General features: G+C 38.9%; 9 protein-coding genes. 4 read left to right on the top strand and 5 right to left on the bottom strand.

Going from position 1 to position 12,576, the window contains the following annotated elements:
• On the top strand, positions 1-490 hold a 490-nt coding region (locus tag Q4597_RS14475), incomplete at its 5' end, for a PKD domain-containing protein (RefSeq protein WP_303406790.1).
• 381 nt (positions 491-871) lie between these two features.
• Here the strand turns inward: Q4597_RS14475 and recG are convergent.
• The gene (recG, locus tag Q4597_RS14470) at positions 872-2,977 is read right to left on the bottom strand and encodes an ATP-dependent DNA helicase RecG (RefSeq protein ID WP_303406788.1); all 2,106 of its coding nucleotides are present in this window, start codon (positions 2,975-2,977) and stop codon (positions 872-874) included.
• A 78-nt stretch (positions 2,978-3,055) separates the two neighbouring features.
• On the opposite strand from recG, the gene Q4597_RS14465 reads away from it, so the two are divergent.
• Positions 3,056-5,119, top strand: coding sequence for a M1 family metallopeptidase (locus Q4597_RS14465; RefSeq protein WP_303406786.1), 2,064 nt, complete (start codon positions 3,056-3,058; stop codon positions 5,117-5,119).
• Entirely contained in the window at positions 5,119-6,039 is a 921-nt protein-coding gene (locus Q4597_RS14460; protein WP_303406784.1) for a patatin family protein, read from the top strand. The genes Q4597_RS14465 and Q4597_RS14460 overlap by 1 nt, the downstream gene beginning before the upstream one ends.
• A gap of 61 nt (positions 6,040-6,100) precedes the next feature.
• Here Q4597_RS14460 and Q4597_RS14455 read toward each other — a convergent pair whose 3' ends face one another.
• The 4 genes from Q4597_RS14455 to Q4597_RS14440 all read right to left on the bottom strand — a co-directional run bounded on the left by Q4597_RS14455 (position 6,101) and on the right by Q4597_RS14440 (position 10,436).
• A complete protein-coding gene (locus Q4597_RS14455) occupies positions 6,101-6,622 on the bottom strand; it encodes a hypothetical protein (protein WP_215442077.1) in 522 nt (173 codons plus the stop codon).
• Between the two features lie 74 nt (positions 6,623-6,696).
• Positions 6,697-7,467, bottom strand: a complete 771-nt coding sequence (locus Q4597_RS14450) for a hypothetical protein (protein WP_303406781.1) — start codon at positions 7,465-7,467, stop codon at positions 6,697-6,699.
• A 66-nt stretch (positions 7,468-7,533) separates the two neighbouring features.
• Positions 7,534-9,108 (bottom strand): FMN-binding glutamate synthase family protein, encoded by a 1,575-nt coding sequence (locus Q4597_RS14445; RefSeq protein WP_303406780.1) that lies wholly within the window; start codon positions 9,106-9,108, stop codon positions 7,534-7,536.
• Between the two features lie 53 nt (positions 9,109-9,161).
• Positions 9,162-10,436: an amidohydrolase gene (locus Q4597_RS14440; RefSeq protein WP_303406779.1), complete on the bottom strand. Its 1,275-nt coding sequence runs from the start codon at positions 10,434-10,436 to the stop codon at positions 9,162-9,164.
• A 260-nt stretch (positions 10,437-10,696) separates the two neighbouring features.
• Between Q4597_RS14440 and Q4597_RS14435 the strand changes: the two genes are divergently transcribed.
• Positions 10,697-12,559: a DNA topoisomerase IV subunit B gene (locus tag Q4597_RS14435; protein WP_303406778.1), complete on the top strand. Its 1,863-nt coding sequence runs from the start codon at positions 10,697-10,699 to the stop codon at positions 12,557-12,559.
• The last annotated feature ends 17 nt before the right edge of the window (positions 12,560-12,576 follow it).

Genomic DNA, 12,576 nt, shown 5'->3' with positions numbered 1-12,576 from the left:
CCCCGGTACGATTGCCTCTTACGCCTGGACGCAGGTCAACGGTCCCACAACGGCGACCATCGTTTCCGCGAGCAGTGCAAGCACATCGGTAACGGGCTTGACCATAGCTGGCGACTATTTCTTTAGGCTTACGGTGATCGACAATAATGGAGCTCAATCTAATGATTTAGTTGTTGTGACAGTTAATCCGTTAGAGCCAAGAGCAACTTTTAGTAATGGCTCCAATGTTAGTTGTTCGAATAGAAGTATAACGGGTAGATTGACGATTGTAGGAGGGCCAATAGCATTCCAACTAAGTGCTTTTGGTGGATCTGGGGGAACTTTTGTAACCGCAATTATTGATGGAAGCACCTATTACGTTTCTGCTCCAGCGGGAGGACAAGGTATAAGCGATGAAACTCCACCTCTTCCTCCAGGTGAATATGATTATACTTTAAGTGGCAGTTTTAGTGGATGTAGTGGTAATGGCGGAAGTATTGTTTATAAATAAAAATATAGAAACTTTTGAATCGTACGGTATGTCTTTTACAGCTGTATAGTAATATAGCGTGAAGTTATAAATATATGGTTGTCTTTTATTTTAAACTATACAAATGTGTTCGTGATTTTTAATTTTGAATTAAAGGATGCTCTGTGTCACAACGTCAGGAAACTAAAACTTGATTTGACTCACGATCAATACGAATGCGTATAACTTTAAACTGTATTTTAACTGATTACATAAGTGGAGGAGTGTTCATTCTGTATAAAAGTGTAAGGGTTGGATACGTCTATTTTTATAATGGTCCTGTATAAATTATAAAAATTAATTTTTTTTGCAACTTTACATATTTTATTATCACACAACCTCAAAAGTAGTCCAAGCAAAAACTCAACTTATATAATTCCAAATATTCTTATACTTCACAAGTTGAGAATAAGCATGTCTTATGACCAGGTTTTCTGGTTTGTCCAGGGCAGGGTCTTCTTTTAAAAGTTGCATGGCGTGGTAACGGGCAGTCTTGAGAATATCATTGTCTTTTACAATATCTGCTATCTTTAAGTTGAGTACACCACTTTGTTGGGTTCCCATAATATCTCCTGGACCCCTTAGTTTTAAATCGACTTCCGCTATCTCAAAACCATCATTGGTTTGTACCATGGTCTGTAGTCGGGTTTTTGCTTCAGTAGAAAGTTTGTGACTTGTCATAAGGATACAAAAACTCTGATCAGCACCTCTACCTACACGACCGCGAAGTTGATGTAATTGCGACAATCCAAATCGTTCTGCACTCTCAATAATCATTACCGAAGCGTTTGGAACATTTACACCTACTTCAATCACAGTAGTAGCAACCATGATTTGTGTTTCCCCTTTTACAAAGCGTTCCATCTCATAATCCTTATCTGCTGGTTTCATTTGACCATGAACGATGGAAATTTGAAATTCCGGCATAGGAAAGTCTCGCGCAATACTTTCATACCCATCCATTAAATCTTTATAATCCAATGCTTCGGATTCTTGAATAAGTGGATATACAATATAAACTTGTCTTCCTTTTTTGATTTCGTCCCGTATAAATTGAAATACCTTTAAACGGTTACTGTCATATCTATGGACTGTTTTTATAGGTTTACGGCCAGGAGGAAGCTCATCAATAGTAGAAACATCCAAATCTCCATAAAGACTCATTGCCAACGTACGGGGAATAGGTGTTGCGGTCATCACCAAAATATGTGGGGGAATATTATTTTTATGCCAAAGTTTTGACCGCTGCGCTACACCAAAACGGTGCTGTTCATCCACAATTGCCAAGCCTAGATTCTTGAATTTTACTTTATCCTCAAGAAGTGCATGTGTGCCGATTAAAATTTGGAGCTCTCCGCTTTCTAACTGCTCATGAATAGGAGTCCGAGCCGATTTTTTAACGGAACCGGTTAAAAGCCAGCAGGTAATTCCGGTTCCTTTCAAAAGTTTAGCAATTCCGGTATAGTGTTGATTGGCTAGAATTTCTGTAGGGGCCATCAAACAAGCTTGAAAGCCATTATCGATTGCCAATAGCATGGCCATGACTGCAACTATGGTTTTGCCAGAACCTACATCACCTTGCAGCAATCGGTTCATTTGGGCGTTACTACCTAAATCACTTCGTATTTCTTTAATCACTCTTTTTTGTGCCCCGGTAAGTTCAAAAGGTAAATGGTTTTTATAAAACTCATTAAAAATTGTTCCTACCTGATTAAAATTAAAGCCTTTTATTTTTTGCTTGTGCAGCATGTTCTTTGCGATCAACTGCATTTGAATATAAAAGAGCTCTTCAAACTTCAATCGGAATTGCGCCTTGGCCAACAGCTCTTGATTCTTTGGAAAATGGATGTTGAACAAGGCTTCGCTTTTGGACAACAATTTTAGTTCATATAAAAGCTTATCGGATAGTGTTTCGGTAAATCGGCCTTTAGTTTCAATAAATATCTGCTGGATCAATTTACTGATGACCCTATTGGAAATACCTTTGTTACTTAATTTTTCCGTAGAAGGGTAAACCGGTTGCATGGTTACTTTTAACCCTTGCTCATGGTCTTTTAAAAGCTCCATTTCTGGATGCGGCATAGAAAATTTACCGTTGAACCAATTGCATCTACCAAATATCACATAGGGCGTATTGAGCTTTATGTTTTCCCTGATCCATTTTTGTCCTCTAAACCAAACCAGTTCCATTTCGCCCGTCTCATCAACAAAACTGGCAACCAAACGCTTGCCTTTCTTTTGCTCTACGGTTTTAATATGTACAATCTTACCCACTATTTGTACATCTGCATTGCTACGTTGTAGCTGTCCTACTTTATAGTAGTGGGTCTTGTCTATATAGCGGTTCGGGAAAAGATTGAGTAAATCTTGAAAGGTGTGTACGCCCAGTTCAGACTGCAAGGTTTCCGCCCTGTTGGGACCTACACCTTTAAGATATACGATAGGGGTCTGAAGAGAATTAGCGTTCATGCGACTAAATTAGGGGATAGGTACAATTGCGACAAACTAAAATGCTAAATTTGGTCTACTATTTGTTCGTAACGTTTCATGAAAAACCTTTTTACACTCTTATTTTACTGTTCTTTGTTTGTCGGTTTTGCCCAACATCAAGATAAAGTAAACTTTACACAAGCTAATGTTTATATAAAACCTATTCCTGCTACAGAAGAAATAAACGGAGGTGTAGTATATCGGTTTAATGTACTACAAAATGTAGATTCGGTTTTTTTGGATGCAAAAGACATGTCATTTTCCAAGGTTGAGCTCAACGGAAAAAAAGTGAAATACCGTAAAACGGATAAATCCATTTCGATTTATAAAAAATTCAAGCAAGGAACATCCCAAAAGCTATTTCTGGAGTACGTAGCCAAACCGAAACAGACCGTATACTTCTTAGGTTGGGACGATGAAATAAAAGGAAACGAGCAAATTTGGACCCAAGGTCAGGGTAAATACACGAGCCATTGGTTGCCCAGCTTTGATGATATGACCGAAAAAGTAGCTTTTGATATTACCATTCAGGCGCCACAAGGATATGAAGTGATCGCAAACGGTAAATTAACCATAAGGCCCTTTGAAGGGGATGAAAATCCAGTATGGAATTTTGATATGGAAAACCCTATGAGCAGTTACCTTTTGGCTTTTGCAATAGGTGATTATAGTAAACAGGAGTTAGCATCTTCTAGCGGCGTATCCATTAAAAATTATTATTACCCGAAGGATAGTGCAAAAGTTAAACCTACGTATCGTTATACGAAAAGAATATTTGATTTTTTGGAGGATGAAATAGGTGTTCCGTATCCGTGGCAGAACTACAAACAGATTCCGGTACGGGATTTTCTGTATGCAGGGATGGAAAATACAGGAACTACCATATTCTCTGATGGATATGTAATTGACTCCACAGCATTTATAGATAAGAATTACGTAAATGTCAACGCACATGAATTGGCACACCAATGGTTTGGTAATTTGGTAACGGAGCAAGATGGAAATCATCACTGGTTGCATGAAGGTTTTGCCACATATTATGCTTATTTAGCTGAAAAGGAAATCTTTGGCGATGATCATTTTTATTGGAAGCTTTTTAATACGTCCAAAGAACTTGAAGAAATATCGGAAGAAGGGCAGGGGCAGGCATTGGTGGACCCCAAAGCCAGTAGTGCCACTTTCTATGAAAAAGGGACTTGGGCATTAGTAATATTAAAAGATAAAGTAGGAGAGAAGGCCTTTAAAACTGGAGTATCTACATATTTGAACAAACATCAATTTAAAAATGTAACTATTGATGACTTTATTCGGGAGATAGAACTGGCTTCCGGTGGAAATTTAGATGATTTCAGGGAAACATGGTTGCATTCAACAGACTTCCCGGTTGAAGTTGTAAAATTATATCTTATTGGTCAAAATGAATCTATTCGGTTGTTTTATGAGATAAAAGCATCAGATTTTAATTTGAAAAAATGGCTTAGTGATGAATTACCCGTGGAGTTTAAAGTTGCGTTGGTTGAAAAATTTCAAAAGCAAATAGTAGATAATCACTTGGAACTTTTATTGGCACAAGACTCAAACTTAGAAATAAGACAAAAGGGAATCCAGTTCATCACTAAGATAGCAGAGAGTCAAAAGGAAGTGTTTGAGCCATTATTGAACGACCAAAGTTATGTTACTCAGGAAATGGCCTTGTATAAACTATGGTCTTCCTTTCCGGAAAACCAAAAGACCTATTTAGATGCTACCAAAGGAGTTGAAGGATTGCCCAATAAAAACGTTCGTTTGTTATGGTTGTTGCTAGCTATTGCAACAAATGATTATGAGGCTCATAACACAACCCGTTATTTTGCAGAGTTAAGCGCTTACACTTCTCCGGAGTACGGATGGGAAGTGCGGATAACAGCCTTTCAATATTTACAGGAAATTGGTTTTACGGATGAAGCTTTGATTAATTTAATAAAGGCTACGGAGCATCATTCATGGCAGTTTAAGAAATTTTCGAGAAATTTAGCGGACAAACTCCTAGAGGACAACGATTACAAAACGCGTATCTTGAAATTGTTGAGCAAACTAAATAAAGAGGAATCACGTTATATAAATAAAAAACTGAACGAATAATGAGGGCATTGGTCATATCTGGTGGTGGTAGCAAAGGGGCTTTTGCCGGAGGGGTAGCGCAATACCTTATGGAAGAACTCCATTTTAAGTATGACCTGTTTTTGGGTACATCTACAGGTAGTTTGCTTATTTCTCACTTGGCCCTACAGAAAATTGAAAAAATAAAAGAAGTTTACACCAGTGTAAACCAACATAGTATTTTTAGCAATTGTCCATTTACCGTTCAAAAGAAACATGGGGTTCATACCATTGGGATTGACCATTGGAACGTACTAAAGAATTTTTATAAAGGACGAAAGACATTTGGAGAGAGTAGAAATCTATTAAAACTGATTAAGCGCACCCTTACAGTAGAAGAATTCGAAAATTTAAAGAACGGCCCAAAAGAAATTATTGCTACAGTTTCCAACCTGTCTTTAAATCAGGTAGAGTATAAGAGTATTAATGACTGTACCTATGAGGAGTTTTGTGAATGGATATGGATTTCCTGTAACTACACACCCTTTATGAGTTTGGTGCGCAAGAATGGTTGTGAATATGCCGATGGTGGACTGGGAAATATGGTGCCTATTGAGGAAGCTATAAAACGAGGGGCAAAAGAGGTAGATGTTATTGTACTGCAGACTGAAGTAAGCCACTTAAACCGACTTCCCTCTAGAAATGCATTTTCACTATTGACAACCATGTTTGAATATATGCTTGATAGGATAGAACACCAAAACATAAGAATTGGTAAATACGTAGCCAAGCATAACGATGCTATTATCAACTTTTACTATACGCCTACGGTGTTGACTACAAACTCATTGATTTTTGACAAGGAAAAAATGACCGTTTGGTGGGAGAGTGGCTATAATTTTGCCAAGTTTAAAAATACTGAACTCAACCAGATAGAGCCTGAAAAAGGAGAAGTGTTGTAAAAAAGAAAACCCGCTTAAATTAAACTTAAGCGGGCTTATATTTTCAATATATGATTTTGGATTATTCCCAGAGATAACCTATTTCTTTTTTAATGAAAGATAATGCGGTTGCGGAGGGCGATTGTTTTTCCATGGTTTCCGTTAGGATGTCTTCCCTTAATTTATCCGCAGAATCGGTTTCGCTCATTGCTGCTTTACGAATCATTTGTACCGTTGCACTTTTTGCTGCTTTTATAACGTTCCAACATTCATCGGTCATATAAATTTGCTGAGAAAGATTGTGCTCAAATTCGTTTTCAACACTTTTTATCAAAAGACTTTCGTAAGCATTTTTATCCGAAGATTTTGGTGCCACCCTCACTACTAGACTAGGAATTGCTATTCGTTCAAGAAAAAGTGCCATACGTTCGTAGGCCTGTAGGCGAACCGGTATGGTGTTCTTTTGAGAATCTTTGTGCAATAGAAAGCGTCTACGACCATCCTCGTTTTTAGTGTGTAACTTAAAAAAATAAAAGGCAACGACCCCTGTAACTACTGCTGGCAATAAAAAGCCGAACATTTGTAAAATTCCTTCTCCAGACATTTTTTCGGTATTTGGTTATTTGGATACTAGAACGGAGGATTTTATCAAAAATTATACGATTTTTCGTATAATTTTTAGTTCTTCATTTGCTCTCTTACCATTAAATAGAATTTGTTGAAGTCAGGATGAATATTGACTTGAACCCCTTCTTTAAGGTTTCCGTCTCTTCCTAGAGCTGTCATACGCTCAGAAGCTATAGCAAACTTGTTTTGTAGGGCCGCTGCAATAGTCATACTCTGTTTAGCGGGAGTTTCAAGGTCTCCGGTCATGCTAAGACCTTCTATGGTAACCGATGTGCTAGGGTTTGCAATCAGGATGTTCGCAATTTTCTCCACCCAAGCTTCACCTTCTGGGGTCAGAGTTGTGCCCGTATCGCTTCCATATAAGCTAGATAAGTCCGAAGATACTACTACGGCACCACCCGAAACCGCTATTTTTGCGTTTTCTCCCATGGTTTGTTTAACATTGGTTAAAACAACTATAGTGGTAGAATCATTAGTAGCAATGGCATCTTTTATTGCTTTAAGCTGATTTTCCTTGGCTTCCAAGCTGGCCATGGCAGTTGTTACCATGTTTGAATTTTTATTGGAAACCTCGGCAAAACTGTTCAAGTTCTTCATTAACGTGTTGTTGGCGTTTTGAAGTTCGGTTACTTGGGTTTCAAACGATTCCGCTTTTGCAACGGCTACTTTTTCATTTTTTCTCGCATCAAAGACCTGGTCGTTCACAGAATCCAATTGCATTTTTAATTGGGCTATTTCTTCTAAAAGGTCGCTTTTTCTTTGGGCTTGTACGGATAGACACGTAAAAATCAAAAGGGCAAGGATAAGTAGGGGGTGTTTCATAAATAACTCGGATTAAAATTCTTATTTCTCGATTTGGAATACTTTTTTATTATAAACAAATGTATATTATTCTTTGCTGTTTTCACAATGCTTTCCGCCCAAGTGGATACAATCATATAAATTTTGCATACTCTCAAAAGGTACCTTGGCCTTGTTGTAACCGTATGAAGAGGCCAAACTACGGTTCAGGTCGTCATCATCAACATTTAGTTGAATATCATCCATTGTGTATTGGCAGGGGTGTTCATATCCCGAGGCATGTGTAATTTCTAGGAACTCCTTCCTAAACGTCATAAAATATTGTGCCAAACGGTCAGATTTTAATGGAATGTCAATTCCCTTTTGGAGCCATTTGTTTTGAGTGGCCACCCCTGCCGGACAGCGGTTAGTGTGGCACACTTGGGCCTGTATACAGCCAATACTCATCATAGCTTCTCGGGCAACATTAATACAGTCAACCCCCATAGCAAAAGCCATAGCTGCTTTGGCGGGAAAACCTAGCTTGCCACTACCTATAAATACGATACGCTCCGTAAGTTTCCTTTTTAAGAACACCTTATAAAGACTGGAAAAACCATAGACCCACGGTAAGGAAACATGGTCTGCAAAAGACGGAGGGGCGGCTCCTGTTCCACCTTCACCACCATCTACTGTAATAAAATCTGGACCTTTACCCGTTTTTTCCATTAAATCGGCCAATTCCTCCCATTGCTCAAGTTTGCCAATGGCTCCTTTTATACCTACGGGCAACCCGGTCTCATTAGCAATACTTTCAATAAATTCTAAAAGTTCGGGTACGGTATTAAAAGCCTTATGGGTAGCTGGAGATATTACATCTTTACCAACTTCAACGCCTCTAATCTCTGCCAATTCCGGTGTTATTTTGGCCCCTGGAAGTACGCCTCCCTTACCGGGTTTGGCTCCTTGGGACAATTTAATTTCAATTGCTTTTATAGTAGGATTCTCGTCAACCAGCTTTTTCATTTTTTCCATGGAGAAGTTTCCATCTGGAGTACGTACCCCAAAATAACCTGTACCAAAATGAAAAATAACATCCCCTCCTTGTTTGTGGTAATTGGAGAGTCCGCCTTCACCTGTATTATGGTATGCGCCAGCTTTAGCAACACCTTTGTTCATTGCTTCTACCGCTGCAGCGGATAACGAGCCAAAACTCATGGCCGAAACGTTTATAATGGAACCAGGACGAAATGGTTTTCTCCGCCCGTTATAGGCACCCATTACTTTTGCACAGGGAAGAAACGTTTTATCCGTGGCATTTATATGGGTATCAGGTACCTTATATGCCATCATCTGATTCTTTACAAAAATATGTTGGTGCGCATAGATGTCACGGTCGGTGCCAAAACCTTCGTAATTATTTTCCTTCTTTGCGGAGGCATAAATCCACCCTCTTTCAATACGGTTAAAGGGAAGTTCTTCACGATTGTTCGCTACAAAATATTGACGCATTTCCGGACCAATGCTCTCCAGCCAATATCGTAAATGACCAACTACGGGAAAGTTGTGGGAGATGGTATGCGAACGCTGAAAAAAGATATCTCTTAATGCGACTATCAAAAGGAAAATAAGAATCCATACCCACCAAGAAATACTTTGTAAAATTGAAATTAGTTGGTCCATATATAAGCTAAAAATAGTTTAAAGTAATAATTGACATAGGAATTAATAAGTAGTTATTTATCAAGAAAATCTATGCTCATTTCAGTTAGCGCTTTTACTCCAAGTAACAAACCGCTGTCGTCAATAACGAAATCCGGTGTGTGGTGTGGAAATGACTCCGTTGTTCCTGGAGTCATTCCTCCTAAAAAGAAGAAAAAACCAGGAACTTCTTTTTGAAAATAAGAGAAATCTTCAGCTCCTGTAACGGCCTTTTGTGTTTGCACATTGTTCGCTCCCGCCACTTTGTTTAATGTAGGTAGCATTTGTGTGACTAGTTCAGGGGCATTATACGTAATATCTGTTGCATCTTTGATTTCAATAGTGGCTTCGCCTCCATATGCTTTGGCGATAGTGGGCACCATTTCTTGCATACGTGTATTGATTAGAGCTTTCATGTCATAATCCAAAGTGCGTATTGTACCAATCATTTCTGCACTTTCGGGAATGATATTGAACCGTACGCCACTGGTTATTTTTCCAACAGTGATTACAGCAGCTTCATTGGTGAGTTCGGCTTCTCTGCTTATAATGGTCTGCAGTCCATCAATAATTTTTGCGCTAATTAAAATAGGGTCTACTCCTGACCAAGGTCTTGCGCCATGGCTTTGTTTTCCTTTTACATGGATGGTGAATTTTTGGGCAGCCGCCATTGTGCCGCCAGATTTATAGCGAATTACCCCAACTGGGGTTTGGGAATTGATATGAAGCCCAAAAATAGCATCTACCTTGGGGCTATTAAGAACACCTTCTTTTACCATGAGCAGTGCCCCGCCTTCTTCGCCCTCTGGTGGGCCTTCTTCCGCAGGTTGAAAAATAAATTTTACGGTACCTTTTATTTTATCGGTATGCTTGGAAAGAATTTCTGCAACCCCCATAAGAATAGCAGTGTGGGTATCGTGTCCGCACGCATGCATAAAGGGTACTTTTTCTCCTTTGTAATCTGTGGTAACGGTAGACTTATAGGGTAAATCATTCCTTTCAAATACGGGTAGGGCATCAATATCTGCACGCAAGGCTATAACCTTACCTGGCTTTTTTCCTTTTAAAATTCCAACAACCCCGGTATGGGCTACTCCGGTTTGTACTTCTATACCTAAGGATGTAAGGTGCTTTGCAATTTTTTCCGCTGTCTTAAATTCACGGTTAGAGAGTTCGGGGTTTTGGTGTATTTCCCTTCTCCAATTTATAACTTTACTTTCTATGGCTTCGTATTCCTTTTCAAAATTTTGGGCTACGGAAGAGGTAATGGGTGCAATTACAAAAAGTAGGCCTAGTAGTAGTTTGTTCATTCTGCGGAGTATTAAATGGCGTAAAAATGATTCCCTTAAATTATTTCGTTGGATGCTTTTGGTCTTAAAAAAACCGAAGGATTACAGATTTTCCGATTTTTTGACCAAATTAGCCTTGTTTTGGGTTGAAATATGACTTATTTGGCGAATATATCAACAAAATGGCTAAAATCATTGTTAATTACTTTAACAGTTTGGGGTTTCATCTTTTTAATTGTCGTCTTATCTTTAGCGGTACTTTAGTTCCAAACCCCTGATTTATGTCCGAGAATTCCAATTATACAGAAGATAATATACGTTCACTTGATTGGAAGGAGCACATCCGACTGAGACCTGGTATGTATATTGGTAAGTTGGGTGATGGTTCTTCTGCTGATGATGGTATATATATCCTTCTAAAAGAGACCATAGATAACTGTATTGATGAATTTGTAATGGGAGCGGGTAAGACCGTTGAGATTTCCATTCAAGGAGAACGTGTTATAGTTCGTGATTACGGTCGTGGTATACCTTTGGGCAAGGTGGTAGATGTGGTTTCTAAAATGAATACGGGGGGTAAGTATGACTCGCGTGCGTTTAAAAAATCCGTTGGTCTAAACGGTGTTGGTACCAAGGCTGTAAATGCTCTTTCCAGTTATTTTCGTGTAGAAAGTACAAGAGACGGGAAGTCCAAATCTGCCGAGTTTAAAATAGGTGAGCTTCAGAACGAAGAACTTCTGGAGGAAACTACAAGAAGGCGTGGTACCAAGGTCAGCTTTATTCCTGATGAGACCATTTTTAAAAAGTTTAAATTTAGAAATGAGTACGTAGAGCGCATGCTCAAAAACTATGTGTACCTTAATCCAGGGCTTACCATTGTTTTTAATGGGGAGAAGTTTCATTCAGAAAACGGATTAAAGGATTTGTTGGAGGACAATAACAATGCTGAAGATATCCTGTATCCGGTCATTCATTTAAAAGGGGATGATATAGAAGTGGCCATTACACATAGTAAAACCCAGTATAGTGAAGAGTACCACTCTTTTGTAAATGGTCAGCACACTACCCAAGGAGGTACGCATCAGGCCGCTTTTCGTGAGGCTCTGGTAAAAACTGTCCGTGATTTCTATGGAAAGAGTTATGATGCTTCGGATATTAGAAAATCCATTATTTCGGCAATTTCCATTAAGGTGATGGAGCCTGTTTTTGAAAGTCAAACAAAAACCAAATTGGGGTCTACCGAAATGGGAGGTAATTTTCCAACGGTGCGGACGTACATCAATGACTTTATTGGAAGGTATTTGGATAATTACCTTCATAAGAATCCTGAAACAGCCGATAAGTTGCAACGTAAGATTGTAATGGCCGAAAAGGAGAGGAAAGAATTGAGCGGGATTCGTAAACTTGCTCGGGACCGAGCCAAAAAAGCCAGTCTTCATAATAAAAAACTAAGGGACTGCCGGGTGCATTTGGGCGATATGAAGCACGATAGGCGATTGGATAGTACTCTTTTTATTACGGAGGGGGATTCCGCTTCCGGTTCCATTACCAAATCAAGGGATGTGAATACGCAAGCCGTGTTTAGTCTTCGTGGAAAGCCCTTGAATTCATATGGGATGTCTAAAAAAATCGTATACGAAAACGAGGAATTCAACCTGTTGCAGGCTGCTTTGAACATAGAGGAATCTATGGAAGACCTACGTTACAATAATATTGTAATAGCTACTGATGCAGATGTTGATGGTATGCACATTCGCTTGTTGTTAATTACGTTCTTCTTGCAGTTCTTTCCTGAATTGATAAAAGAGAACCATTTGTATATTTTACAAACCCCACTGTTCCGTGTTCGAAATAAGAAGGAGACTATTTATTGTTATAGCGAGGAAGAACGAAAAAATGCGATTCAAAAACTATCGGGCAAGCCGGAAATTACACGATTTAAAGGTTTGGGGGAAATCTCCCCAGATGAGTTTCAGCATTTCATAGGGGATGATATTCGCCTAGAGCCTGTAATGCTGGACAAGGCTATGTCCATAGAACAATTGTTGAATTTTTACATGGGCAAGAATACACCAGACCGACAAGAATTTATTATAAACAACCTTAAAGTGGAGGTTGACCTTATAGAAGATACTCAATTATAAACCAAAGAAATACGATT

The sequence above is a fragment of the Zobellia sp. 1_MG-2023 genome, assembly GCF_030549125.1.
In the GTDB taxonomy this organism is placed as follows: Bacteria; Bacteroidota; Bacteroidia; order Flavobacteriales; family Flavobacteriaceae; genus Zobellia; species Zobellia russellii.
Note: the sequence above shows the minus strand (reverse complement) of the source record. Positions and strands in the feature narration are given on the sequence as shown.

Excerpts from the sequence above, each read along its gene's own strand:
- Q4597_RS14465 (WP_303406786.1), top strand. The coding sequence starts at position 3,056 with ATGAAAAACCTTTTTACACTCTTATTTTACTGTTCTTTGTTTGTCGGT.
- Q4597_RS14455 (WP_215442077.1), bottom strand. The coding sequence starts at position 6,622 with ATGTCTGGAGAAGGAATTTTACAAATGTTCGGCTTTTTATTGCCAGCA.
- Q4597_RS14460 (WP_303406784.1), top strand. The coding sequence starts at position 5,119 with ATGAGGGCATTGGTCATATCTGGTGGTGGTAGCAAAGGGGCTTTTGCC.
- Q4597_RS14435 (WP_303406778.1), top strand. The coding sequence starts at position 10,697 with ATGTCCGAGAATTCCAATTATACAGAAGATAATATACGTTCACTTGAT.
- Q4597_RS14440 (WP_303406779.1), bottom strand. The coding sequence starts at position 10,436 with ATGAACAAACTACTACTAGGCCTACTTTTTGTAATTGCACCCATTACC.
- recG (WP_303406788.1), bottom strand. The coding sequence starts at position 2,977 with ATGAACGCTAATTCTCTTCAGACCCCTATCGTATATCTTAAAGGTGTA.
- Q4597_RS14450 (WP_303406781.1), bottom strand. The coding sequence starts at position 7,467 with ATGAAACACCCCCTACTTATCCTTGCCCTTTTGATTTTTACGTGTCTA.
- Q4597_RS14445 (WP_303406780.1), bottom strand. The coding sequence starts at position 9,108 with ATGGACCAACTAATTTCAATTTTACAAAGTATTTCTTGGTGGGTATGG.